We start from the raw sequence: 23,936 nt of genomic DNA on the forward strand, positions 1-23,936 counted from the left end.
AGGCTCTCAGCACTCGATGACGTTGACCGCGAGGCCGCCGCGGGCCGTCTCCTTGTACTTGACCTTCATGTCGGCACCCGTGTCCCGCATCGTCTTGATGGCCTTGTCGAGGGACACATGGTGGCGGCCGTCGCCGCGGAGGGACATGCGGGCGGCGGTGACGGCCTTGACGGCGGCCATGCCGTTGCGTTCGATGCAGGGGATCTGGACGAGGCCGCCGACCGGGTCGCAGGTGAGGCCGAGATTGTGCTCGATGCCGATCTCGGCGGCGTTCTCCACCTGTTCGGGGCTGCCGCCGAGGATCTCGGCGAGCCCGCCGGCGGCCATCGAGCAGGCCGAGCCGACCTCGCCCTGGCAGCCGACCTCGGCGCCGGAGATCGAGGCGTTCTCCTTGAACAGCATGCCGATGGCGCCGGCGGCGAGGAGGAAGCGCACGACGGCGTCGTCGTCCGTGCCGGGGACGAAGTCCCGCGCGTGGTGCAGGACGGCGGGGATGATGCCGGCCGCGCCGTTGGTGGGCGCGGTGACGACCCGGCCGCCGGCCGCGTTCTCCTCGTTCACGGCCATGGCGTACAGCGTCGTCCACTCCATGGCGTGCGCCTGCTTCTGGCCCTCGGCACGCAGCTGACGGGCCGAAGTGGCGGCGCGGCGGCGGACCTTGAGGCCGCCGGGGAGGATGCCTTCCTGGGTGAGGCCGCGCTCGACGCAGTCGCGCATGACCTGCCAGATCTCCAGCAGCCCGGCGCGGATCTCCTCCTCGGTGCGCCACGCCTTCTCGTTCTCCAGCATCAGCCGGGAGACGGACAGCCCGGTCTCCCGGGTCAGGCGCAGCAGTTCGTCGCCGGTGCGGAAGGGGTGGCGCAGGACGGTGTCGTCGAGCTTGATGCGGTCCTCGCCGACGGCGTCCTCGTCGACGACGAAGCCGCCGCCGACGGAGTAGTACGTCTTCTCCAGCAGGGGAGCGCCCTCCGCGTCGTAGGCGAACAGCGTCATGCCGTTGGCGTGGTACGGCAGCGAGCGGCGGCGGTGCAGGATGAGTTGCCGTGGTTCGTCGAACGCGATCTCGTGCGCGTCCCCTATCTCGGCGCCGAGGAGCCGCAGCCGGCCGGTCTCGCGGATGCGGGCCACGCGTGCGTCGGCGTTCTCGACGTCGACCGTGCGGGGTGACTCGCCCTCCAGGCCCAGCAGGACGGCCTTCGGGGTGCCGTGGCCGTGGCCGGTGGCGCCGAGCGAGCCGAAGAGTTCGGCGCGCACGGAGGCGGTGTGGGCGAGGACACCCTCGTTCTTCAGGCGCCGCGCGAACAGGTTGGCGGCGCGCATCGGGCCGACCGTGTGCGAGCTGGAGGGGCCGATGCCGATCGAGAAGAGGTCGAAGACGGAAATAGCCATGGTGGCGGCTCCATGCCCTTGCGGGCGTGTGCGAGGTGGTGGTTCTGCCCTGCCCGGCCGGGCCGGGGACGGGCTGCGGCCGGTTCCGGCGGGGTCCGGCGGGAGGTACCCGGTGCCGTGGCTCCCGCGGGCCGGGACCGCGGCCCCGCCGTCCCCGGTGCCCGGCGCGGACGGACCGATGGCCGGTCGCGTCGCGCGCCGGGCGGGGAGCCGGGTGGGGCCGGCCGGGCAGGGCGGGCCCGAGCTACTTGCCGAGGCCCGGGTAGAGCGGGTGCTTGTCCGCGAGCGCGGTCACCCGGGCGGCCAGCGCCTTGCCCTTGGCCTCGTCGAACCCGGGCAGCAGCGCCTCGGCGATGATGTCCGCGACCTCGGCGAAGTCCGCCTCCTGGAAGCCGCGGGTGGCCAGCGCGGGCGTGCCGATCCGCAGCCCGGAGGTCACCATCGGCGGCCGCGGGTCGTTCGGCACGGCGTTGCGGTTGACGGTGATGCCGATGTCGTGCAGCCGGTCCTCGGCCTGCCGCCCGTCGAGCTCGCTGTTGCGCAGGTCGACGAGGACGAGGTGGACATCGGTGCCGCCGGAGAGGACGGAGACCCCGGCGTCCACGGTGTCCTGGCGCAGCAGCCGCTCGGCGAGGATGCGGGCGCCGGCCAGGGTGCGCTCCTGGCGCTCCTTGAAGTCGTCGCTCGCCGCGATCTTGAAGGCGACGGCCTTCGCGGCGATGACGTGCTCCAGGGGGCCGCCCTGCTGACCGGGGAAGACCGCCGAGTTGATCTTCTTGGCGTGCTCCTTCCTGGAGAGGATCACACCGCCGCGGGGACCGCCGAGCGTCTTGTGCGTGGTGGTGGTCACGACATCGGCGTGCGGCACCGGGCTGGGGTGCAGCCCGGCGGCGACGAGGCCGGCGAAGTGCGCCATGTCGACCATGAGCAGCGCGCCGACCTCGTCCGCGATCCGGCGGAACGCGGCGAAGTCGAGGCGGCGCGGGTAGGCGGACCAGCCGGCGATGATCAGGCGGGGCCGGTGCTCCTTGGCCATCCGCTCGACCTCGTCCATGTCGACCTGGCCGGTCTCGCCGTCGACCTGGTAGGCGACGACGTTGTAGAGCTTGCCGGAGAAGTTGATCTTCATGCCGTGGGTCAGATGCCCACCGTGCGCCAGATCCAGGCCCATGATCGTGTCGCCCGGGTCGAGCAGCGCGAACATGGCGGCGGCGTTCGCCTGGGCGCCGGAGTGCGGCTGGACGTTGGCGGACTCGGCGCCGAACAGCGCCTTCACCCGGTCCCGGGCCAGGTCCTCGACGACGTCGACGTACTCGCAGCCGCCGTAGTAGCGGCGGCCCGGGTAGCCCTCGGCGTACTTGTTGGTGAGGACGGAGCCCTGCGCCTCCATGGCGGCCACGGGGGCGAAGTTCTCCGACGCGATCATCTCAAGGGTGGACTGCTGGCGGTGGAGCTCGGCGTCGACGGCGGCGGCGACGTCCGGGTCCACCTCGTGGAGGGAACTGTTCAGAAGCGACATGGAAGGACCATCCGGTGTCTAGGGAGCGGGCGGGCGGCGGTGCTCAGTTGCCGTTGGCGAAGGCGGTGTACTCGTCGGCCGTCAGCAGATCCTCGGGTTCCTCGGACAGCTTCACCTTGAACAGCCAACCGCCCTCGAACGGGGCGGAGTTCACCAGCGCGGGGTCGTCCACCACGTCCTGGTTCACCTCGGTGATCTCTCCGGAGGCGGGGGAGTAGAGATCGCTGACGGACTTGGTCGACTCCAGCTCGCCGCAGGTCTCGCCCGCGGTGACGGTGTCGCCCACCTCGGGAAGCTGGACGAAGACGACATCACCGAGTGCGTCGGCGGCGTGCGCGGTGATACCGACGGTCGCGACGCCGGCCTCGCCGTCGGCACCGACCGACAGCCACTCGTGCTCCTTGCTGTACCGGAGCTGCTGGGGGTTGCTCATGGTCTGATTCTCCCGGATGAGATAGGTGCGAAGAAAACGGTCTTGGCAGGTGGGACGAGGGTCACGCCCTTGACGCGCGGGCGCACGGCGCACTCGCCGCGCACCGGGCGGCGCCCCGGCGCCGGCCCGGAACCCTGCCGGGCCGTGGGCGCGGCCCACCGCGCCCACGGGGTGCCGCGCGCCGGGCCGGTGGACGGCCGCGCCGGGGAGGCCACGCCGCGGGAAGCGGTCAGCCGCGCTTGTAGAAGGGGAGCGCCACCACGTCGAACGGCTCGTGGGAGCCGCGGATGTCCACGGCGACGCCCTCGGTGCCGGCCTCCGCGTACCCCGGGTCGAGGTACGCCATCGCGATCGGCTTGCCCAGCGTGGGGGAGGGGGCGCCCGAGGTGACCTCGCCGATCACCGTGCCGTCGGCGACCGCCACCACCGGGTAGCCGGCGCGCGCCACCCGGCGCCCGGTGGCCACCAGGCCGACGAGCTTGCGCGGCGGCGCCGAGCGCGCCCGCTCCTTCGCCGCCTCCAGCGCCTCCCGGCCCACGAAGCGGCCCTCGTTCGTCTCCTTCTCGAACTTGACGACCCTGCCGAGCCCGGCGTCGAACGGGGTCAGCCCGGTCGACAGCTCGTGCCCGTACAGCGGCATGCCCGCCTCCAGGCGCAGGGTGTCGCGGCAGCTGAGACCGCAGGGCACCAGGCCCGCGTCCGCGCCCGCCGCGCTGACCGCCTCCCACACGGCGAGAGCGTCGTCGGGGGAGACGAACAGCTCGAAACCGTCCTCGCCGGTGTATCCGGTCCGGGCGACCAGCGCGCTCCGGCCCGCCACCATGTCCCGCTGCCCCGCGTAGTACTTGAGCCCGTCCAGGTCCATGTCCGTGAGCTTGCGCAGGATGCCGACGGCCTCCGGGCCCTGGACGGCCAGCAGCGCGTAGGCGTCCCGGTCGTCCCGGACGTCCGCGCCGAAGCGCTCGCCGGTCGCCGGGTCGTCCTGCCGCTCGCGCAGCGCGTCCAGCACCGTCTGCGCGTTGGCCGCGTTGGCGACGACCATGTACTCCTCGTCCGCCAGCCGGTAGACGATCAGGTCGTCCAGGATGCCGCCGTCCGCATCGCAGATCATCGTGTACCGGGCGCGGCCCACCGCCAGCTTGGAGAGGTTGCCGACCAGCGCGTGGTCGAGCAGGGCGCCGGCCTGCGGACCGGTCAGCGTGATCTCGCCCATGTGGGAGAGGTCGAACAGCCCGGCGCGGGAGCGGACGGCGAGGTGCTCCTCGCGCTCGCTGCCGTAGCGCAGCGGCATGTCCCAGCCCGCGAAGTCGGTCATCGTGGCGCCCAGCGCGCGGTGCTTCGCGTCGAGGGCCGTCTTGCGCGGGGCAGCGCCCCCGCCGGCCGGCGACTCAGTCATTCAGGCTCCCGGAAGAAGGGTGTGACAACGGATGTCCTCCCCATCTGTCATCGGAACCTGAGAGGTTCGCCGACAGCTCCACGCACGGGGATCCCGGACCCTGCGGTCCCGGAGACCCGGCGGGCGGAGCCCGGCTTGCACCTTGGGTGGGGCGGCGGCACGAGGCGGCGGCCCGCTTTTCAGATCTGCCTCGCCTGCGCGGTAACGGGGCCTGAGAGATTCAAGGGAGGATCTTGCTCCTTCGGCGCCCCGGATGACCGGGGACTCTCCCGCGCGGGTTCGAACGGCCGGTATGCAGTTGGCCCGCACATCATTGCACGGGCACCCGGCGGCTGACTGCCCCCCGAGCGCCCCTCGTTCCCCGGGCGTTCCCCGGCGTTTCCCCGGCGTTTCCCCGGCGTTTCCCGGGCGCTTCCCCGGTGCCTCCCCGTCCGGACCGGCCCGTTCCCGCTGTTCTTGCCGTGGATTACCTTTTCTTGACACTCTGCCTTCAGCGGCGGTCCTGCCCGTCGCCCAGGGGAGGGGTGGTCTGTGGTCGGTTCACCGGGTGGCGACGCGGCCGTGCCGCCGGCGGCGTCCTGCGCTTCCCCCGTCACGTCCGCCGTGTCCACCTCCCTGACGCCACCCCTGACACCACCTCTGCCACCGCCTCTGGCGCCGCCCCCGTGCGCGTCCGCCGCACCCGCCGCGTCGGCCGTCTCCGCCTCGGCCGTTCCCGAGCTGTCCGCCTCGGGGGTGCCCGGGAAGGGGACGGTGGTGAGCGGCGCCGTCGTCGTGCCGCCCGCGTACGAGGACGTACCTGCGCGAACGTCCGCCGCACGCCGGGGAACCGCCGGCAGCCGCACCCGCACGGACACCGGAGCTGACGACACCGAGCCCGACACCGAGCCCGACACCGAGCCCGGCGCCGAGCGCGACGCAGAACCCGACGCCGAACCCACGGGTGAGAGGGCCGCAGGGGACGGCGCAGGGGGTGCAGAGGACCTCGTCGGCTCCGGGGACCCAGGGGAGGCCGGGCACCCCGGGGACATCGGGCACTCCGGGCGGTCCGGACGCTCCGCACACCCCGGACGCCCCGGGCAGCCCGGGTACTCCGAGGGCTCCGGCCGCTCCGGGAACGCCGGGCGGTCAGCGGGCTCCGGAACCGTCGCCGGGGAGGCCGCCGGGGAAGTCGCCGGGGAGGCCGCCGGGCAGGGAGCCGCGGCGCCGCTGCCGGGCGGGCTACCGGCGGTGCGCGATCTGCGCGGTGGGCCGCCGCCCCGCGTGATCGGCTACCCGGCCGGTGACGTCCTCGTCGTCTCCGGGCTGCCCGGCGGCGGCAAGTCCACCCTCATCCGGCAGACCGTGGCGGCGCCGGCGCTGCGGATCGACTCGCAGGACAGCCGGGAGCGGTGGGAGCGCCGGCTGCCCGCCTGGCTGCCGTACGCCGTCTACCGGCCGTGGGTCCGGCTCGCGCACTACGCCGGGCTGCGCCGCGCGCTCGCCTCGGGTCGCGCCGTCGTCGTGCACGACTGCGGAACCCAGTCCTGGGTGCGCGGCTGGCTGGCCCGGGACGCCCGGAGCCGGGGCCGCGGTCTGCATCTGCTGCTGCTCGACGTCCAGCCCGCCGAGGCGCTCGCGGGGCAGGCGGCCCGGGGCAGGGGCGTGTCCGGGTTCGCCTTCCGGCGGCATCTGCGCTCCGTCGGGCGGCTGCGCGCACGGGCGGAGGACGGCCGGCTCCCACGCGGCTTCACCTCGGCCGTCCTGCTGGACCGTGCGGCGGCCCGCTCCCTGCGTGCCCTCACCTTCGGTGGGCGGCCGGGGCCGCACGCCGCACGCGGGGCCGTGGTCCCGCCGCCGATGCGGGCCGAGGCGGTGCGGCCCGTCGCGGCCGACGGTGCGGCCGACGGTCCGGGCGAGGCGGCGGCCGGGTCCCGGCCGGGCTGAGCCGCCGGGCACGGCCGAGGGCGCCGGGCGGGCCGGGGCGGTACGGGAGCCCGTCGCCGCGCCCCGGTCACCGCCCTGTCGCCGAGGGCAGTTTCGGCAGGCCCTTGAGGTCGGGTGCCGGGAGCTTTCCGCTCATCAGGGCGGCGGCCATGAGGTTGCTGCCGCCGGTGACCGCGCGGCCCGCAGCAGCGTCCCGCCCGGCGACGTCGCCCCGCACGGCGGCCCGCAGCAGTGCGTCGACCCGGTCGCGCAGATCGCGGGCGGCCTGCGCGGCCATGGTCTGCGGCGGTGTGCCGGCGGAGCCGGGCCGGGTGGCGGTCAGCGGTGCCACGGCGCGGGCCATGGCGGTGCTGTGGTGTTCGGCCCGCTGCGGGGTGAGCTTCCGGCTCTGGAGCCCGCCGACCTCGGTCAGCAGGCGGGTGAGCTGATCGACGGGCTTGACCACGCCCTTGAGGACACGGTTGTGCCGGGCGACCCGCGCGCCCGCGGAGGCGGCGTCGGCCTGTGCCACGGGCAGCGCCCGGTGGCCCGGTCCGCGGTGGGTGGCATCGCCTCGGTCGGCGGGCGCGCTCGCGCCCGCGGCGCCCGCGGCGCCGAGCCCGAGGGAGGCCGCGAGGGAGCAGGTGACGGCGGTGGCGGTGATCCTGTTCACGCGCATGTGTGGTCTTCCTCCAGTGATGCGCCGGTACGGCCAGGAGTGCGCCGTTCGGCACGAAAGGGGACGTGCACCACTTTTCGGGCGGCCCGGGTGGGTCGCAACCGGAGCGTCGCCGTACGTGTTCCCCCGGGGAGTCGGCACTTCGTGCGACGTGGATAGGCTTGCCTGTATGACAGTTCCGCCGCAGCCACAGCACTTCGGGCCGGGTCACGGGGGCGGCTGGCCGGGCAACGAGCTGGAGGAGGCGCTGTCCGCCTCGGTGCACGCCCCCCACGCCGGCGCCCGGCTGCTGGAGGTCCTCGCACGCAGCAGCGTCTGGGTTCCGCTGCCCGAGGGCGGCAGCCCGCAGAGCCGCGAACTCGACCTGCCCACCGTGGAGTTGGACGGCGCCGCCTTCGTGCCCGTCTTCAGCTCCGAGGAGCAGTTCCTCCAGGTGGCCGGCGCGCACATGTCCTTCACCGTCGCGCCCGCCCGGGAGTTCGCCCGCGGGCTGCCGCCGCAGGTGGGGCTCGCCGTCAACCCCGAGGGGACGGTGGGCATGCCGCTGCCGCCCGAGGCGGTGGCCGAGCTGTGCCGCAACACCCCGGCGGAGGCCGGGATCGCGGGGGTGGCGCGCGGTGCGCGGGTCCGCCTCTTCGAACCGGACTGGCAGGACGACCCGGTCGACTTCCTGGCCGCGGCCTCCCGGGAGTTCGCGGCTCTCGGCCGGGTCCGTACGGCGCGGCGCGCCCTGGCGAGCACGGAGGGCGACGAGCCGGCGCTCTTCGTCGGCCTCGAACTCGACCTGCTCGACCCCGAGTCGCGGCAGGCGGCACACGAGGCCCTCGCCCGCGCCCTGGACGGCGCCGAGGTGCGCTGGCCCGTCCAGATGGTGCTGCTCGACGCGGCGCAGGACGCGGTGGTCGACTGGATGCGGCAGTGCGTCCGGCCGTTCTACACGCGCGAGGGATGAGCGTGCGGGAAGGCCGCGCGTGAGGTGAGCGTGCGGGGCTGTTCGGTGTGGGGTTCCGTACGGGGGCCTCGCGTGCGGGGCCTCGCGTGCGGGAGGTGGCGTGCGGTGAGCCCCCGGGCACGGCCGGGCAAGAGACGGTCAGCGGATGGCGGGTGAGTAGGCGTACCGATGTCCCGCTCGGCTCGTAAGCTGGTTGGATGACGTGCGGGGGCGTCCAGGCGTGCCCCGGGGCGGATGAGCGGCGGGTGGGCGGCCGGCGGGCGCGGGGAGCGGCGCGGCCGGCGCGGTGCCGCCGCGGTACTGGCGGCGATGGCAAGGGAAGGGCGGCCCAGGTGAGTGCGGGTGAGAGCGTCGAGCAGCTCCTGCGGCAGGTGACGCCGGACCGGCACGGCACCTTCGAGGCGTACGACGCGTACGAGGCCCTTCTGCACGCGCTGGCGTCGAGCCGGCTGTGGATGCTGCTGTGGAACGGCCGGGCGGGGGCGCCGGACGCCCAGTACGGCAACATGGAGGTGGCCGGGTACGGCTACGCGCCGTGTGTGACCTCGGCGCAGGAGCTGGCGGCCTCCGGCTGGAACCGGGCCCACGAGGTGGTCGCCGGGCGGGACATCGCCTCGGCACTCTTCCCGGACCGCTGGGGCATCTGGCTCAATCCGCATGCGCCGGGCGGCGGTCTGGGGGTGCCGTGGCTGGATCTGCGGCGGATCGCCATCGGCCTCGACCTGCTGCCCGCCGGCCCGCTGCGGATCGGTGAACCCACCCTGGACATCCCGCAGTTCTACGCGCTGCTCGTGCAGAACGCGCACCACACGCCGGCGGTCAGGTCGCTGCGGCGGGCCTGGGTGCAGCCGGCGACGGGGGTGCCGTATCTGGCCATCGGGCTGGAGCTGTACGACAACGGCCCGGGCTCGGTGGAGGCGGCCCGGCAGATGATGGCGCAGTCGGTGGCGGCCGTGCCCGAGGGGCTGCCGGTCTCCAGCGTCGCCATGGCGGACGATCACGACCCGGTGGCCATGTGGCTGCGCCGCCAGTCCCGCCCCTTCTTCGACCGGGACGCCCACGCCGGAGTGCCCCAGGGCGTACCGGCCCCCGGATACGGCTACGGCTACCCGCGCGCGTTCTGAACGGGCGGCGCGCACCGGCCGGTTGAGCGCCCGGACGGGCGGTCGCCCATCACCCTCGTGAACTCCGCCGTCCCCTGCGGAAGCCGTCGCCGCGACCGGGTACGGGAGCGCTCCCAGAGCTGTTCCCGTCCGCTTGCGACCGGCTTCGCGCGGACGCCGGCGGAACGCGCCGCAGACAAGTCCAGAACTGGACATACCCCCTGATCAGACACCGCTCAACGTCAACTCCCGTCCGCATAACGGAACATGACGCGTCACATCACAGTTGCGCATCCTTTCCCGGGGAAGTCTGGCGGGTGATCGTGAACACATTGAAGACTCCCGGGCCATGAGGCCGCTCGGCCGCATGTACGAACTGCCTGTGTGAGAGTCGACCGCTACCGCGGTGTGCGTGGACTGGTCAACTGCCGGTCGAGAAGGGGTTCCTACCACGATGACGGCACCACTGCACGAGGAGTCGACCGCGAAATCCGCGGTCGCCGAGCCAGCCCCCAGCGGTGCTGAGAAGAAGATCGAGGGGCGCTCCCTCGGGCGCATCGCGTGGGACCGGCTCAAGCGTGACAAGGTGGCGCTGATCGGTGGTGCCGTCGTGCTGCTGCTGGTCCTGGTCGCGATCTTCGCGCCCGCGATCACCGCACTGACCGGCCAGATGCCGAACCAGCGTCACGAGGACCTGATCGACCCGCTGTTCAGCACCCCGAAGGGCGCGCTCGGCGGCATCTCCGGCGAGCACCTGCTCGGTGTCGAACCCGTCAGCGGCCGCGACATCTTCGCCCGCATCCTGTACGGGGCCCGGGTCTCGATCCTGGTCGGCTTCCTGTCCGCCATCGTCGCCGTCATCATCGGCACCATCCTGGGCACCCTCGCCGGCTACTTCGGCGGCTGGCTGGACGCGCTGATCAGCCGTGTGATGGACATGCTGCTCGCCTTCCCCCAGCTGCTGTTCATCATCTCGCTCATCTCCGTGATGCCGAACAGCCTGCTCGGCCTGACCGGTACCGGCGTCCGGCTGCTCGTGATGATCCTCGTCATCGGCTTCTTCGGCTGGCCCTACATCGGCCGCATCGTGCGCGGCCAGGTGCTCTCGCTCCGCGAACGCGAGTACATCGAGGCCGCCCGCAGCCTCGGGGCGGGCCGCCGCTACATCCTCAGCAAGGAGCTGCTGCCGAACCTGGTCGCGCCGATCACCGTCTACATGACGCTGATGATCCCGACCAACATCCTCACGGAGGCCGCGCTCAGCTTCCTCGGCGTGGGGGTGAAGCCGCCCACCGCCTCCTGGGGCGCGATGCTGTCCGACGCCGTGCAGTACTACGAGTCCGACCCGATGTACATGATCATCCCCGGTGTCGCGATCTTCATCACCGTCCTGGCGTTCAACCTCTTCGGCGACGGCGTGCGTGACGCACTCGATCCCAAGGGGACGCGGTGACCCGCCGCACGGGTGTGCCGTCCGGCTCCCTCGTCCCCGAACCCGCCCCCACCCCTCGGTTTCCCCACCATTCCCAGCCCCCCGGCCGCGCGATCGTGCGGGCCGTGACCTACACGGAGGTTGCGAGACAGTGAGTCCCCTACGCGCATCGAGGCGCCGGCTGGCAGCGGTTTCGACCGTCGCCGTCGCCACGCTGTTCGCCACGTCGGCGTGCGGTGGTGGCGGCGAGAGCGACAGCAAGGGCGCCGGCCTGAACGCGGGCGTGAAGAAGGTCGCCAACGCCTCGGACAAGAAGGGCGGCACCCTGAAGTTCGTCGGGGTGCAGGACGCCCAGTCCTGGGACACCAGCCGGATGTACTACGGCTTCGAGTTCTCCTTCGCGCGCTTCTACAGCCGTCAGCTCGTCAGCTACACCCCGGCCCCCGGCCAGAAGAGCGTCGAGCTGAAGCCGGACCTGGCCAAGGACATGGCCAAGATCAGCGACGACGGCAAGACCTACGAGTACACGCTCAAGGACGGCCTGAAGTGGGAGGACGGCAAGCCGATCACCTCCCAGGACGTCAAGTACGGCATCGAGCGGCAGTGGGCGCAGAAGACGATCTCCGGCGGCCCCGTCTACGTCCGCGACGCCATCGACCCCAAGAAGAAGTACAAGGGCCCCTACGAGGAGCCCGAGGGGATCGACGCGATCGAGACGCCGGACGACAAGACCATCATCTTCCATCTGCCCAAGCGCAACGGTGACTTCGAGCAGATGCTCGCCATGGCCACCAACTCGCCGGTGCGCAAGGACAAGGACAAGAAGTCCAAGTACGGGCTCAAGCCGTTCTCCTCCGGCCCGTACAAGTTCCAGTCGTACACGCCGAACAAGTCGCTGACGCTGGTGCGCAACAAGCACTGGAGCCGCAAGACGGACCCGCTGCGCAAGGGGCTGCCGGACAAGGTGCAGGTCACCCTGCTCACCAACGCCGACGAGCGGGACAAGCGCCTCATCAACGGCGACGCCGACCTGGACCTCAACCAGCGCGGCATGGACTCCCAGGGCCGCACCACGGCGCTCAAGCAGCACAAGGACAACGTGGACAACCCGGAGACCGGGTTCATCTCCTACGTCGTCTTCCCGCAGAACGTGAAGCCGTTCGAGAACATCCACTGCCGCAAGGCCGTCATCTACGGCACCGACCACAAGTCGGTGCAGACCGCGCGCGGCGGCCCGATGGCCGGCGGCAAGCTGGCGACGAACATGCTGCCGCCGTCGATCCCGGGCTACGACGAGAAGGACGACCAGTACGGCATCGCCAAGAACGGCGGCAAGGCCGATGTGGCCAAGGCCAAGGAAGAGCTGAAGAAGTGCGGTAAGCCGAACGGCTTCAAGACCCGGCTGGCCGTGCGCAACACGGACAAGGCCGATGTGAAGTCCTCCGAGGCGGTCCAGGCGTCGCTGAAGAAGATCGGCATCGACGTCGAGATCGACCAGTTCGACGGCTCGCAGGGCACCTCCATCGTCGGCAACCCCGACGTCGTGAAGAAGAAGCAGTACGGGCTCATCCTCTACGGCTGGGGCCCCGACTTCCCCAGCGGCCAGGGCTACGGCCGTGCCCTGTGGCACAGCGACGCCATCTTGGACAACGGCAACAACAACATGGGCATGATCGACGACGAGAAGATCGACAAGGGGCTCGACGAGGCCGTCGCCGAACTGGACCCGAAGAAGGCCGCGGACAAGTACGCGCAGGTCAACCACGATGTCATGGAGGGTGCGTACTACCTTCCGCTGACCTACATGAAGGTCGTCCAGTGGCGCTCCAGCCGGCTGACGAACGTCTACGCCGCCGACGCCTACAGCGGCTGGTACGACTTCGTCAACATCGGTGTCAAGTAACGCCGGGACCCGGCATGACCCAGTCCGCCATCGACATCACCACCTGACGGCGTCACCCGCCGCTGGCACGAAGGGCAGGTGAAGGCCGCGACGGCGGCCCGGCCACACAGCTTCCGGCACAGGGAGCGGCCGGGCCGCCGGCGGGCGGCCGTAAGCAGTGCTCACATATCTCATCAGGCGGCTGCTGGCCGTCGCAGTGATGCTGGTCGTCATCGTTCTGGCGGTCTTCTGCATCTTCTTCCTGATCCCCAAGTGGACCGGAACCGACCCGGCCACCATGTACGTCGGCAAGCAGGCCGACAAGGAGGCCCTGGAGGGCGTCCGCGAGAAGCTCCAGCTGGACGAGCCGATCCTGCTCCAGCTCTTCGAGTTCTTCAAAGGCATCTTCGTCGGCCGTGACTACGTCGGCGGCGGTACCGTCACGCACTGCCCGGCCCCCTGCTTCGGCTACTCCTTCCGCAACGAGCAGGCCATCTGGCCCGTTCTGACCGACCGGCTGCCGGTGACCCTGTACCTGGCGCTCGGCGCCGCCCTGCTGTGGCTGGTCATCGGACTGGCCGTGGGCGTCGTCTCGGCGCTCAAGCGCGGCAGCATCTGGGACCGGCTCGGCATGACGGGTGCGCTGGCCGGTGTCTCCCTGCCGGTCTACTTCACCGGTCTGATCCTGCTGACCGTCTTCGCCTACCAACTGGGCCTGGTGAGCAACTCGTTCACGCCGTTCGGCGAGAACGTGGGCAAATGGTTCAGCGGCATGATCCTCCCGTGGATCAGCCTCGCCTTCCTCTTCGGCGCGATGTACGCCCGGATCACCCGGGCCACCATGCTGGAGGTGATGGGCGAGGACTACATCCGCACGGCCCGCGCCAAGGGGCTGAAGGAACAGACCGTCATCGGCAAGCACGCCATGCGCTCGACGATGACGCCCATCCTCACGCTCCTCGGCATCGACATCGGCGCCCTGATGGGCGGTGCGATCCTCACCGAGACCACCTTCAGCATCCCCGGACTCGGCCAGGCCGTGCTGAAGGCGATCAACGAGCGCGACCTGCCCCTGATCCTGGGCGTCACCCTGATCACCGCAACCGCCGTCGTCATCGCGAATCTCATCGTGGACCTGCTGTACGGCGTGATCGACCCACGAGTGAGGCTGGGATGACAGACGACCCCACCGACAAGAGCGGCCGTCGCGACACGGGCCGCAAGAACGCCGGAAAGGCCGACGCCGAGGGCGGGGCCGCACCCGGGAAGCCCGCGAAGGCCGACAAGACCGCGAAGGCCGCGAAGGCTGCGAAGGCCGGGGAAGCGGACAAGCCCGCGAAGGCCGAGACGCCCGCGAAGGCCGAGACGCCCGCGAAGGCGGAGACGCCTTCGAAGACCGCGAAGGGCGACAAGACCGCGAAGGCCGGGCTCACCAAGGGCGGGGACGCGCGGGGCGGGCCCGCCGAGCCCGCGAAGGGCGAGGACGGCGGGGAGCGTTCGGCGCCCCGGGCGTTCCTCGAAGTCCGCGATCTGCATGTGCACTTCCCCACCCAGGACGGGCTGGTCAAGTCCGTCGACGGGCTCTCCTTCAAGCTGGAGAAGGGCAAGACCCTCGGTATCGTCGGCGAGTCCGGCTCCGGCAAGTCGGTCACCTCGCTGGGGATCATGGGGCTGCACACCGTCGGCCAGTACGGCAGGCAGCGGCCCCAGCTCTCCGGCGAGATCTGGCTGGACGGCGAGGAGCTGCTCGGCGCCCCGGCGGACAAGGTGCGCAAGCTGCGCGGCCGGACGATCTCGATGATCTTCCAGGATCCGCTGTCGGCCCTGCACCCCTTCTTCACCGTCGGGCACCAGATCGTCGAGGCGTACCGCGTCCACCACGAGGTCGACAAGCGGACGGCGCGCAAGCGGGCCGTCGAACTGCTGGACCGCGTCGGCATCCCCGAGCCCGCGAAGCGCGTCGACAGCTTCCCGCACGAGTTCTCCGGCGGTATGCGCCAGCGCGCCATGATCGCCATGGCGCTGGTCAACAACCCGGAGCTGCTCATCGCGGACGAGCCGACGACCGCGCTGGACGTCACCGTCCAGGCACAGATCCTCGACCTGATCCGGGATCTCCAGAAGGAGTTCGGCTCCGCCGTCGTCATCATCACCCACGACCTGGGCGTCGTCGCCGAACTCTCGGACGACATCCTCGTGATGTACGGCGGCCGCTGTGTCGAGTACGGCGCGGCCGACAAGGTGTTCTACGAGCCGCAGCACCCCTACACCTGGGGCCTGCTCGGCTCCATGCCGCGGATCGACCGCGACCGCACGGACCGGCTCGTCCCGGTCAAGGGCTCCCCGCCCAGCCTCATCAACGTCCCGCAGGGCTGCGCGTTCAACCCCCGCTGCCCCTACGCGGACGTCCCCGAGGGCGGCATCACCCGCACCGAGCGCCCCGAACTGCGCGAGGTGGAGCCCGGGCACTTCTCCGCCTGCCACATGGCGCAGGAGGACCGGGAACGGATCTGGAACGACGAGATTGCGCCGCGGCTGTGACGGGACGAGCCCAGAAGCGATCGGAGAGTGCTGTGAGCGATAAGGACGAGGCGATGACCACCTCCGAGACCGCCGCCGGCGCCACGGACACGCTCGCCGCACGCCCCGAGGGCGAGACCCTGCTGCGGGTCAGCGGTCTGAAGAAGCATTTCCCCGTCACCAAGGGGCTGTTCAAGCGGCAGGTCGGCGCGGTACTGGCGGTGGACGGGCTCGACTTCGACGTACGCGCCGGCGAGACGCTCGGCGTGGTCGGCGAGTCGGGCTGCGGCAAGTCGACGATGGGCCGGCTGATCACGCGGCTGCTGGAGCCGACGGCCGGGACCATCGAGTTCCAGGGCAAGGACATCACGCACCTGGGCACGGGCGACATGCGTCCGCTGCGCCGCGATGTGCAGATGATCTTCCAGGACCCGTACTCCTCGCTGAACCCCCGGCACACGGTCGGCGCCATCGTCGGCGCACCGTTCCGGCTCCAGGGGGTGCGGCCGGAGGGCGGCGTCAAGCAGGAGGTGCAGCGGCTGCTGAGCGTGGTCGGGCTCAGCCCCGAGCACTACAACCGCTATCCGCACGAGTTCAGCGGGGGCCAGCGGCAGCGCATCGGGATCGCCCGGGCGCTGGCGCTCAACCCGAAGCTCGTCGTGGCCGACGAACCGGTCTCGGCCCTGGACGTCTCCATCCAGGCACAGGTCGTCAACCTGCTCGACGACCTCCAGGCCGAGCTGGGCCTCACCTACGTGATCATCGCGCACGACCTGTCGGTCATCCGGCACGTCTCCGACCGGATCGCGGTGATGTACCTCGGCAAGGTCGTCGAACTCACCGACAGGCAGTCCCTGTACAACAAGCCGATGCACCCGTACACCCGGGCGCTGCTGTCGGCCGTGCCGGTCCCGGACCCGCGCCGCAAGGCCGCACAGGGCCGCGACCGGATCCTGCTCCAGGGCGATGTGCCCTCGCCGATGAACCCGCCGTCGGGCTGCCGCTTCCACACCCGCTGCTGGAAGGCCACCGAGGTGTGCGCCAAGAAGGAGCCGCCGCTGGTGGCCCTGGAGACCGGCCACCAGGTCGCCTGCCACCACCCGGAGAACGCCGCCGATCAGGAACCCGGCGACACCAAGCTCCTCACGGACCTCCCACCCCAGGCCACAGCGGAGGAACCGACCCCCACCACGACCAAGAACTGACCCGCCCCCGGCCGGACTTCTCCGGCCGGGGCCTCCGCTTTCAGAGACATCCGCGGCACCCCGAGCCCGTCCGGCGCTTGAGAACGACCGCTGTGGCATCCCAAGCCCGTCCGGCGTTTGAGGACGAGCGCCTTGGCGCGATTCGCCGGTGCAGGCGACCGCGCTCCGGGCAGAACGGGCGATCAAAGCCTGTCCGGCGTTTGAGGACGAGCGCTCTGGCGCGAGCAGGAACACCGACCACGACGCACGGAAACCCGAAAACCCCGGGCCGCCGGGGCGCACCCCTCAGAACGGAAACACACTCCGCCCGAACTGCACGGAAACCCACCGCACGGTGGTGAACGCATCGAGCCCCCGCGGCCGAGCGACCGGCTCGTCCGGCACCCCGGACCCGTTGAGCTGCGCCGTCCCACCGGGCAGCCGCCGGGCCAGCGCGATCCCCCGCCGCTCGTTCCCGGTGTGCACGGCGGCCCCCCGCTCGGCGGGCGCGCCGTCGGCGAGCCGGACGGCCGCGTCCTCGTCCTTGAACGGCAGGACGACGGCGAGCGGTCCGTGCACCTCGTGGGTGAGCAGCGCGGACCCGGCGAGCCGCTCGGGACCGTCCGCGGGTGCGCCCAGCACGGTGGGCCGCAGCACGGGGCCCTCGGCGCCGCCGGGCAGCAGCGGCACGGCACCGTCGGCGGCGGCCTGTTCGGCGAGCGTGGCGGTGGCGGTGGCCTGTGCGGGGGTGATGAGCGGGCCGATCCGGGTGGCCGGGTCGCGGGGGTCGCCGACGGGCAGCGCGCGGGCGCGTGCGACGAGTTCGGCGGTGAACTCCCGTTCCACGGCCCGGTCGACGAGCACCCTGCTGGCGGGCGCCCCGCCGGCTTGCCCCTGGTGGACGAACCGGCTGAAGCAGACCGCCTCGGCGGCGCGCGCCAGATCGGCGTCGTCGAGGACGACGAAGGCGCCGCCGCCGCTGAGGTCGAGCACGGCACGCTTGAAGTGTGCGGCGGCGACGGCGGCGATCTCCCGCCCGGTGCGCCGTGAGCCGGAGTAGGCGATGACGCCGGGCACCGGGTGGGCGAGCAGCGCATTGTCGATCTCGGCGATGTCGGTGACGACGACGTTCAGCACACCGCCGGGCAGACCGGCCTCCTCCAGAAGGTGTGCCAGCAGTGTGCCGCCGGTGACGGGCGTGCTCTGGTGCGGCTTGAGCACGACGGTGTTGCCGAGCGCCAACGCCGGTGCCACGGTGGCCAGTCCGCGCAGGAACGGGTGGTGGAACGGGCTGATCGCGCCCACCGTGCCGACGGGTTCGCGCAGGACGTGGTTCTCCTTGGTGTCGGCCGCCGCGGGGCGCAGGCTCTCGCTGGGCCCGACGGCGAGGGTGCCGGCGTCCCGCAGGCACTCGCGGGCCAGGCGCAGTTCGTGCACGGCCCGTGCCCGTGGCGCGCCCGTCTCGGCGGTGAGCGCGGCGGCGAGCGCGTCCTGCCGCTCCTCGACGAGGCGCACGGCGCGCTCCAGCACTTCCCGCCGGGCGAAGCCGCCGGCGGCGATCCAGCCGGGCGCGGCGCGTTCGGCGGCGGCGTAGGCGGCGTCGATCTCGGCGACCGTGGCGACGGTGACGGAGGCGAGCTTCTCGCCGGTGTACGGATCGAAGTCGACGATGTCCCAGGACCCCGAACCGCGTCGCCACGCGCCGTCGACGTACTGGAGCGCGAATTCGGCGAAGTACGACATCCCGTTGGCTCCCTCTCACTGTGTGGGTCCCAAGTTAAATACGGGGGAGGGGACTTGGTGAAGGGGGTCCCGGTCACGACCGTCGCGGGATCGTCCGGGGGCGTCCCCGCCGCCTGTCGGCGAGGGGAGGGGCGGGGGTACGGTGCCGCCATGTCCGAGTCCCCGGCCGGCGCCCCCGGCACGCGCGCCGGCACCGAGCCCGCGGGCCCGGTACCCGCCCTTGGCCGCGAGGTCTTCGAGTTCGACCGCGACACCGCGGCCCGGCGCCGCGCGCCCGGCGTCCACGACATCGACCTCTCGCCCGGCTGGGGCATGGGCAGGACCCTCAACGGCGGCTATCTGCTGGCCGTCGTGGGCCGCGCCCTGGCCCGGGACCTGGCGCACCCGGATCCGTTCACCGTCACCGCCCACTATCTGACGGCCACCGTGCCGGGCCCCGCTGTCGTCCGTACCGACACCGCACGCGCGGGCCGCTCTCTCTCCTCGGCCTCGGCGGGGCTGTTCCAGCCGGTGCCCGGCGCGGCGGGGGAGCGGGGCGCCGAGACCGAACGCCTCCGTGTCCTGGGGACCTACGGCGACCTCGACGCGCTCGGCGACGACGTCCGTACCGCCGCCGAGCCGCCCGCCCTGCCGCCGCCCGAGGAGTGCTTCAGCGCCACCGACCATCCGGCGGGCCCGGACGCCGTCCCGGAGCTGAGCCGCCGGCTCGATCTGCGGCTGGACCCGGCGACCAGCGGCTGGGCGGTCGGTGCGCCGAGCCTGCGGGGCGAGATGCGGGCGTGGGTGTCGCTGGCCGACGGCCGTGCGCCGGACCCGTTCGCCCTGCTGCTGGCCGTGGACGCGCTGCCGCCCACCGGCTTCGATCTCGGCCTCACCGGCTGGCTGCCGACCGTCGAACTGACCGTCCACGTCCGGGCCCGCCCCGCGCCGGGCCCGCTGCGCGTCGGCGTCACCACCCGCAATCTGGCCGGCGGCTTCCTGGAGGAGGACGCCGAGGTGTGGGACACGGCCGACCGGCTGGTCGCCCAGTCCCGGCAGCTCGCCCGCGCCTGACCGGCGGCGGGAGGCTCCCCGCCGCCCTCGCCGTGCCCGTTTTCACCACATGTGTATACGTTGGTGAGTGGAAGGCCGCAGGAGCATCCGAGAGAAAGCGACGCCAAGGTGACGAGCTACGCAGTGAAGAGCACGCTTCCGGAAGCCGATCTCAAGACGGTCGCCGACGCCTTGCAGGGCACGCTGATGGATCTGATCGACCTCTCGCTGGTCGCCAAGCAGATCCACTGGAACGTGGTCGGGCCGCGGTTCCGGTCCATCCATCTCCAGCTCGACGAGGTGGTCACCACTGCCCGCGACTACTCCGACACCGTGGCGGAACGGGCCTCGGCGCTCGGCATCTCGCCCGACGGCCGCTCGGGCACCGTCGCGAACGGCAGCGCCATCCCCTCCGTCTCCGAGGGCTGGCAGCCCGACACCGACGCCGTCCGCACGATGGTCACCGCGCTGGAGGCCGTCGTCGGCAAGGCCCGGGAGCGGATGAAGGCCGTCGGCCCCGTCGACCCGGTGACCGAGGACGTCTTCATCCAGCTCGTCGGCGATCTGGAGAAGGAGCACTGGATGTTCCAGGCGGAGAACCAGGGCTGAGCCCGCCGCCCTCGGGCCGCCCGCTCAGGGGCCGTCCGCCAGCGCCCGGTCCGGGCGGCACACGTCGCAGACGCGGGCCGCCCGCGTGGCGGCCAGCAGCTCCCGTGCCTCGTCCGCGGTGATGCGGCGCCGGGACCAGCCGCCGCGGGCCTGCCAGCAGTCGCGCCGGTGCACGCACCACCAGGGCCCCTCCTCGCGCAGCCCGCGCACCCGTACGGCCAGCCACTGGCGGCCGGCCACGGCGCCCTCGGTCGGGACGGCCGTGTAGTCCTCACCGGGCAGCGGGGTGATGTGTTCCGCTGCGACGCTCACCCGGGTCGGCGCGGCCTTCGGCTCGGTGCGGCCGTCGGGGTGCTCGTGCCGTACGGGCATGACGGCCTCGCACTCGTACCACCAGCGCCCGTCGCGGGTGCGGGTACGCGCCGTCACCAGGACGTCCAGCTCCTGCCCGTCGGGCATGCGGGCCCGCGCCCAGGGCCCCGCACGGTCGCGCCACGCACTCACCGTTCGATGTTAATCGAACGCATGAGCGAGTACGGTGCCGCCCCGGACCGGCCGCCCTCCCGCCCGCTTCCACGCGCCGGTCGTGCGCCCCGGGCCGGGCCGTAGAATCGGGTAACCATGGCCGCCCACACCGCCCGTCCTGACCACACCGCCTATCTCGACCACGCCGCCACCACGCCCATGTGGCCGGAAGCGGTACGGACGATGACCGAGCAACTCCCCCTCGTCGGCAACGCCTCCTCCCTGCACGCCGCGGGCCGCCGCGCCCGGCGCACGGTCGAGGAGTCCCGGGAAGCGCTCGCCGCGGCGCTCGGCGCACGGCCCAGCGAGGTCGTCCTCACCGGCGGCGGAACGGAGGCGGACAATCTGGCGGTCAAGGGCCTGTACTGGGCGCGCCGGGACCAGGACCCCTCCCGCAGCCGGGTGTTGGTCTCGCCCGTCGAGCACCACGCGGTGCTGGACGCCGTCGAGTGGCTGGAGGAGCACGAGGGCGCCCGCGTCGAATGGCTGCCGGTGGACGCGCACGGGCGGGTGCACCCGGAGGCCCTGCGCGAGGCCCTCCGGCGCGATCCGTCCGAGGTCGCGCTGGCCACCGTGATGTGGGCCAACAACGAGATCGGCACGGTCAACGACGTGCCCGGACTGGCCGCCGTCGCCCGGGAGTTCGGGGTCCCGCTGCACTCCGACGCGGTGCAGGCTTTCGGCCAGCTCCCCCTCGACTTCGACGCCTCCGGGCTCACCGCGATGACCGTCACCGGCCACAAGAGCGGCGGCCCGTACGGCGTCGGAGCCCTCCTGCTGGGCCGCGACTGCGCCCCGGTGCCGCTGCTGCACGGCGGCGGCCAGGAGCGGCAGGTGCGCTCCGGCACCCTCGACACCCCGGCCGTCGCCGCCTTCGCCACCGCCGGCCGGCTGGCCGTCGAACGGCGCGAGGAGGTGGCACGCGAGACGGGCCGGCTGCGCGACGCACTGGTGGAGGCGGTACGCACCGCCGTGCCGGACGCGGTCCTCAACGGCGACCCCGACCCGGCGGGCCGGCTGCCCGGCAACGCGCACTTCTCCTTCCCCGGCTGCGAGGGCGATTCGCTCCTGCTGCTGCTGGACGCCCAGGGCATCGCCTGCTCGACGGGCTCGGCCTGCACCGCGGGCGTGGCCCAGCCCAGCCATGTGCTGCTGGCCACCGGCACGGACCCCGATCTGGCGCGCGGCACCCTGCGCTTCTCGCTCGGGCACACCTCGACCGAGGCGGACGTCAAGGCGCTCGCCGAGGCGATCGGACCGGTCGTCGAGCGGGCGCGCAGTGCGGGCCTGAGCTGACCGCGGCGCGGGCCGCGGTCCACCGGGCCGGGCCGCGCTCCCACCGGGCCGGGCCGGCTACCGGGAGCGCCCGTCGGTGTCCTGCTGCCGGGTGCCGGTGGCCATCCGCTTCAACTGGCCGCGCACCAGGCTCATGTAGTGGTCCCAGTCCCAGTTCGGGCCCGGATCGTGGTGGGTGGCCCGGGGCACCTCCACGTGCCCGATGATGTGCTCACGGTCGGCGGGGAAGCCGTAGCGGGCGCAGATGCCGGCGGTGAGCTTGGCCGAGGTGCGGTACATCGACTCCGTGAAGTCGGACGGCCGGTTTATCCAGCCCTCGTGCTCGATGCCGACGCTGCGCTCGTTGTACTCGCGGTTCCCCGCGTGGAAGGCGATGTCCAACTCCCGGATCATCTGCGTGAGCCGGCCGTCCTGCCGGACGATGTAGTGCGCGGCGGCCCGGTGCTGCGGATCGCGGAAGACCTTCACGGCGGACGCGTAGGAGCCCTGGGTGACGTGCACGATGACCCGGTCGATGGTGTAGTCGTCGGGCCGGTTCGCCAGCCGCCAGTTGCCCTGCGCCGCGGGTATCCACTCCGCGCGCGGATCGTCGACGTCGCCCTCCTCGCGCGGCTGGGTGTTGCCCGGCATGCGCCACCACCAGCGCGACAGATCCTGGTGCAGGCCGGCGCCCACCGCCGCGAGCCCCACCGCCGTGCCGCCCGCGATCAGCAGCGTCCGCCGGCTCGGCCCGCGCCGACCGCCCGAACCGCCCTGCCGTCCCCCGCCCGCTCCGGACTCCGGCTCCGTCCCCTGCCCGGTGTCCCGCCCGTCTCCGGCGTCCTGCCCCACTCCACCCTCCCGGCCGTCCCCGGCATCGTGCTCCACTCGCCCCTCGGGGCCCTCCCGGCGGTCCTCCCGGCCGTCCCGGTCCTCCCGGCCGTCCCGGCCGTGGTGTTCCCGGCCGTTCGCGCCGCCGGGCTCGTCGCCCCGCCCGTCGTCCGCCGGGTCCGCCGGTCCCTGTCCCGTCACGTGTCCCATGACTCCCTCACGCGTTCGGGCCCGAAGAGGTTCCGTCTACCCTGGAGGGCGCTATGACTACTGCATCCTCGCCGGACGCACCGTCCGGGCAGCCCGCGCAGCCCTCGCAGTCCGCACGGCCCGCCGAGTCGGCGCGTTCCCCGCGGCCCGTGCCGTCCGAGCAGCCCCGGCGCCCGCTGCGTGTGCTGGCCGCCATGTCCGGCGGAGTCGACTCGGCCGTGGCGGCGGCCCGGGCAGCGGAGGCCGGGCACGACGTCACGGGTGTGCATCTGGCCCTGTCGGCCAACCCTAAGTCGTTCCGCACGGGCGCGCGCGGCTGCTGCACCGTCGAGGACTCGCACGACGCGCGCCGCGCCGCCGACGTGATCGGCATCCCCTTCTACGTCTGGGACCTGGCCGAACGCTTCCGCGAGGACGTCGTGGAGGACTTCGTCGCCGAGTACGAGGCCGGGCGCACCCCCAACCCGTGCCTGCGCTGCAACGAGAAGATCAAGTTCGCGGCGCTGCTGGACAAGGCGCTCGCGCTCGGCTTCGACGCCGTGTGCACCGGCCACTACGCCACCGTGGTGACCCGCGAGGACGGCGGCCGGGAACTGCACCGGGCGAGTGACGCGGCCAAGGACCAGAGCTATGTCCTCGGCGTCCTCGACGAGCGGCAGCTCGCGCACGCCATGTTCCCGCTCGGCGACACCCTCACCACCAAGGACGAGATCCGCGAGGAGGCCGCCCGCCGGGGCCTGTCCGTGGCGAGCAAGCCCGACAGCCACGACATCTGCTTCATCGCCGACGGCGACACCCGGGGCTTCCTCGCCGACCGGCTCGGCAGGGCCGAGGGCGACATCGTCGACGAGTCCGGCACCCGGCTCGGCACCCACGAGGGCGCCTACGGCTTCACCATCGGCCAGCGCAAGGGCCTGCGCATCGGCCACCCCGCGCCCGACGGCAAGCCCCGCTACGTGCTGGACATCTCGCCCGTCGACAACACCGTCACCGTCGGACCCGCCGCCTCGCTGGACGTGTCCGCGCTCACCGCCGTCCGCCCCCGCTGGTGCGGCACCCCGCCCGCCGGGGGCCCGCGCACCTACACCGCCCAGCTGCGGGCCCACGGCGCCGAGCGGGAGGTGAGCGCCGAACTCACCGCGGACGGCGAACTCCACGTCCGCTTCACCACCCCGGAGCGCGGCGTCGCCCCCGGCCAGGCCGTCGTCCTGTACGACGGCACCCGCGTCGTCGGCTCCGCGACGATCGCCCGCACCGAGCGCGCGGTCGCGGCGGCGGGCTGAACTCCCGCACCCCGTACGGGTGAGGGTGGCGGGC

At 72.6% G+C, this 23,936-nt stretch carries 20 protein-coding genes and 1 riboswitch; of the genes, 12 read left to right on the forward strand and 8 right to left on the reverse strand.

Annotated features, from left to right (window positions below; genetic code table 11):
• Positions 1–6 precede the first annotated feature (6 nt).
• From SCA03_RS29265 to gcvT, 4 genes are all read right to left on the reverse strand, one after another.
• Positions 7–1,389, reverse strand: a complete 1,383-nt coding sequence (locus SCA03_RS29265; protein WP_030888823.1) for an L-serine ammonia-lyase — start codon at positions 1,387–1,389, stop codon at positions 7–9.
• A 244-nt stretch (positions 1,390–1,633) separates the two neighbouring features.
• Positions 1,634–2,908, reverse strand: a complete 1,275-nt coding sequence (gene glyA / locus SCA03_RS29270; RefSeq protein ID WP_030893610.1) for a serine hydroxymethyltransferase — start codon at positions 2,906–2,908, stop codon at positions 1,634–1,636.
• A gap of 43 nt (positions 2,909–2,951) precedes the next feature.
• Entirely contained in the window at positions 2,952–3,341 is a 390-nt protein-coding gene (gcvH, locus tag SCA03_RS29275) for a glycine cleavage system protein GcvH (RefSeq protein ID WP_030888826.1), read from the reverse strand.
• Between the two features lie 229 nt (positions 3,342–3,570).
• On the reverse strand, positions 3,571–4,737 hold the full coding sequence (gene gcvT, locus SCA03_RS29280) for a glycine cleavage system aminomethyltransferase GcvT (RefSeq protein ID WP_030888828.1): 1,167 nt from the start codon (positions 4,735–4,737) through the stop codon (positions 3,571–3,573).
• Between the two features lie 189 nt (positions 4,738–4,926).
• A riboswitch (glycine riboswitch) is annotated at positions 4,927–5,019 on the reverse strand.
• Positions 5,020–5,493: 474 nt separating this feature from the next.
• Here gcvT and SCA03_RS37370 point away from each other — a divergent pair.
• Positions 5,494–6,663, forward strand: coding sequence for an AAA family ATPase (locus tag SCA03_RS37370; protein WP_371864008.1), 1,170 nt, complete (start codon positions 5,494–5,496; stop codon positions 6,661–6,663).
• A 67-nt stretch (positions 6,664–6,730) separates the two neighbouring features.
• Here SCA03_RS37370 and SCA03_RS29290 read toward each other — a convergent pair whose 3' ends face one another.
• The gene (locus SCA03_RS29290) at positions 6,731–7,321 is read right to left on the reverse strand and encodes a hypothetical protein (RefSeq protein WP_086814904.1); all 591 of its coding nucleotides are present in this window, start codon (positions 7,319–7,321) and stop codon (positions 6,731–6,733) included.
• 169 nt (positions 7,322–7,490) lie between these two features.
• Between SCA03_RS29290 and SCA03_RS29295 the strand changes: the two genes are divergently transcribed.
• The 7 genes from SCA03_RS29295 to SCA03_RS29325 all read left to right on the forward strand — a co-directional run bounded on the left by SCA03_RS29295 (position 7,491) and on the right by SCA03_RS29325 (position 16,415).
• Complete coding sequence (locus SCA03_RS29295; RefSeq protein ID WP_030888836.1) at positions 7,491–8,273, forward strand: enhanced serine sensitivity protein SseB; 783 nt, start codon at positions 7,491–7,493, stop codon at positions 8,271–8,273.
• A gap of 332 nt (positions 8,274–8,605) precedes the next feature.
• A complete protein-coding gene (locus SCA03_RS29300; protein ID WP_030888839.1) occupies positions 8,606–9,397 on the forward strand; it encodes an enhanced serine sensitivity protein SseB C-terminal domain-containing protein in 792 nt (263 codons plus the stop codon).
• A gap of 433 nt (positions 9,398–9,830) precedes the next feature.
• Complete coding sequence (locus SCA03_RS29305; RefSeq protein ID WP_030893616.1) at positions 9,831–10,829, forward strand: ABC transporter permease; 999 nt, start codon at positions 9,831–9,833, stop codon at positions 10,827–10,829.
• 130 nt (positions 10,830–10,959) lie between these two features.
• A complete protein-coding gene (locus tag SCA03_RS29310; protein ID WP_086814725.1) occupies positions 10,960–12,711 on the forward strand; it encodes an ABC transporter substrate-binding protein in 1,752 nt (583 codons plus the stop codon).
• Between the two features lie 157 nt (positions 12,712–12,868).
• The gene (locus SCA03_RS29315; RefSeq protein WP_030888845.1) at positions 12,869–13,867 is read left to right on the forward strand and encodes an ABC transporter permease; all 999 of its coding nucleotides are present in this window, start codon (positions 12,869–12,871) and stop codon (positions 13,865–13,867) included.
• Positions 13,864–15,231: an ABC transporter ATP-binding protein gene (locus SCA03_RS29320; protein WP_086814726.1), complete on the forward strand. Its 1,368-nt coding sequence runs from the start codon at positions 13,864–13,866 to the stop codon at positions 15,229–15,231. The genes SCA03_RS29315 and SCA03_RS29320 overlap by 4 nt, the downstream gene beginning before the upstream one ends.
• 53 nt (positions 15,232–15,284) lie before the next feature.
• Positions 15,285–16,415, forward strand: a complete 1,131-nt coding sequence (locus SCA03_RS29325) for an ABC transporter ATP-binding protein (RefSeq protein ID WP_037852109.1) — start codon at positions 15,285–15,287, stop codon at positions 16,413–16,415.
• Between the two features lie 285 nt (positions 16,416–16,700).
• Here the strand turns inward: SCA03_RS29325 and SCA03_RS29330 are convergent, their stop codons facing one another.
• Positions 16,701–18,137 (reverse strand): aldehyde dehydrogenase family protein, encoded by a 1,437-nt coding sequence (locus tag SCA03_RS29330; RefSeq protein WP_030893620.1) that lies wholly within the window; start codon positions 18,135–18,137, stop codon positions 16,701–16,703.
• A 150-nt stretch (positions 18,138–18,287) separates the two neighbouring features.
• On the opposite strand from SCA03_RS29330, the gene SCA03_RS29335 reads away from it, so the two are divergent.
• Both SCA03_RS29335 and SCA03_RS29340 read left to right on the forward strand, forming a co-directional pair.
• On the forward strand, positions 18,288–19,190 hold the full coding sequence (locus SCA03_RS29335; protein WP_086814727.1) for a thioesterase family protein: 903 nt from the start codon (positions 18,288–18,290) through the stop codon (positions 19,188–19,190).
• Between the two features lie 123 nt (positions 19,191–19,313).
• Complete coding sequence (locus SCA03_RS29340; RefSeq protein ID WP_230988992.1) at positions 19,314–19,778, forward strand: Dps family protein; 465 nt, start codon at positions 19,314–19,316, stop codon at positions 19,776–19,778.
• 24 nt (positions 19,779–19,802) lie between these two features.
• Here SCA03_RS29340 and SCA03_RS29345 read toward each other — a convergent pair whose 3' ends face one another.
• Entirely contained in the window at positions 19,803–20,282 is a 480-nt protein-coding gene (locus SCA03_RS29345; protein WP_030893622.1) for a DUF6233 domain-containing protein, read from the reverse strand.
• A gap of 117 nt (positions 20,283–20,399) precedes the next feature.
• Between SCA03_RS29345 and SCA03_RS29350 the strand changes: the two genes are divergently transcribed.
• Complete coding sequence (locus tag SCA03_RS29350; RefSeq protein WP_030888864.1) at positions 20,400–21,599, forward strand: cysteine desulfurase family protein; 1,200 nt, start codon at positions 20,400–20,402, stop codon at positions 21,597–21,599.
• A gap of 57 nt (positions 21,600–21,656) precedes the next feature.
• Here the strand turns inward: SCA03_RS29350 and SCA03_RS29355 are convergent, their stop codons facing one another.
• Entirely contained in the window at positions 21,657–22,619 is a 963-nt protein-coding gene (locus tag SCA03_RS29355; RefSeq protein WP_086814728.1) for an N-acetylmuramoyl-L-alanine amidase, read from the reverse strand.
• A 53-nt stretch (positions 22,620–22,672) separates the two neighbouring features.
• On the opposite strand from SCA03_RS29355, the gene mnmA reads away from it, so the two are divergent.
• A complete protein-coding gene (gene mnmA, locus SCA03_RS29360; RefSeq protein WP_283249712.1) occupies positions 22,673–23,902 on the forward strand; it encodes a tRNA 2-thiouridine(34) synthase MnmA in 1,230 nt (409 codons plus the stop codon).
• The last annotated feature ends 34 nt before the right edge of the window (positions 23,903–23,936 follow it).

Source organism: Streptomyces cacaoi, from assembly GCF_006539165.1.
Lineage (GTDB): Bacteria > Actinomycetota > Actinomycetes > Streptomycetales > Streptomycetaceae > Streptomyces > Streptomyces cacaoi.

Excerpts from the sequence above, each read along its gene's own strand:
- SCA03_RS29265 (WP_030888823.1), bottom strand. The coding sequence starts at position 1,389 with ATGGCTATTTCCGTCTTCGACCTCTTCTCGATCGGCATCGGCCCCTCC.
- glyA (WP_030893610.1), bottom strand. The coding sequence starts at position 2,908 with ATGTCGCTTCTGAACAGTTCCCTCCACGAGGTGGACCCGGACGTCGCC.
- gcvH (WP_030888826.1), bottom strand. The coding sequence starts at position 3,341 with ATGAGCAACCCCCAGCAGCTCCGGTACAGCAAGGAGCACGAGTGGCTG.
- gcvT (WP_030888828.1), bottom strand. The coding sequence starts at position 4,737 with ATGACTGAGTCGCCGGCCGGCGGGGGCGCTGCCCCGCGCAAGACGGCC.
- SCA03_RS29290 (WP_086814904.1), bottom strand. The coding sequence starts at position 7,321 with ATGCGCGTGAACAGGATCACCGCCACCGCCGTCACCTGCTCCCTCGCG.
- SCA03_RS29295 (WP_030888836.1), top strand. The coding sequence starts at position 7,491 with ATGACAGTTCCGCCGCAGCCACAGCACTTCGGGCCGGGTCACGGGGGC.
- SCA03_RS29305 (WP_030893616.1), top strand. The coding sequence starts at position 9,831 with ATGACGGCACCACTGCACGAGGAGTCGACCGCGAAATCCGCGGTCGCC.
- SCA03_RS29320 (WP_086814726.1), top strand. The coding sequence starts at position 13,864 with ATGACAGACGACCCCACCGACAAGAGCGGCCGTCGCGACACGGGCCGC.
- SCA03_RS29325 (WP_037852109.1), top strand. The coding sequence starts at position 15,285 with ATGACCACCTCCGAGACCGCCGCCGGCGCCACGGACACGCTCGCCGCA.
- SCA03_RS29330 (WP_030893620.1), bottom strand. The coding sequence starts at position 18,137 with ATGTCGTACTTCGCCGAATTCGCGCTCCAGTACGTCGACGGCGCGTGG.
- SCA03_RS29335 (WP_086814727.1), top strand. The coding sequence starts at position 18,288 with ATGTCCGAGTCCCCGGCCGGCGCCCCCGGCACGCGCGCCGGCACCGAG.
- SCA03_RS29350 (WP_030888864.1), top strand. The coding sequence starts at position 20,400 with ATGGCCGCCCACACCGCCCGTCCTGACCACACCGCCTATCTCGACCAC.
- SCA03_RS29355 (WP_086814728.1), bottom strand. The coding sequence starts at position 22,619 with ATGGGACACGTGACGGGACAGGGACCGGCGGACCCGGCGGACGACGGG.
- mnmA (WP_283249712.1), top strand. The coding sequence starts at position 22,673 with ATGACTACTGCATCCTCGCCGGACGCACCGTCCGGGCAGCCCGCGCAG.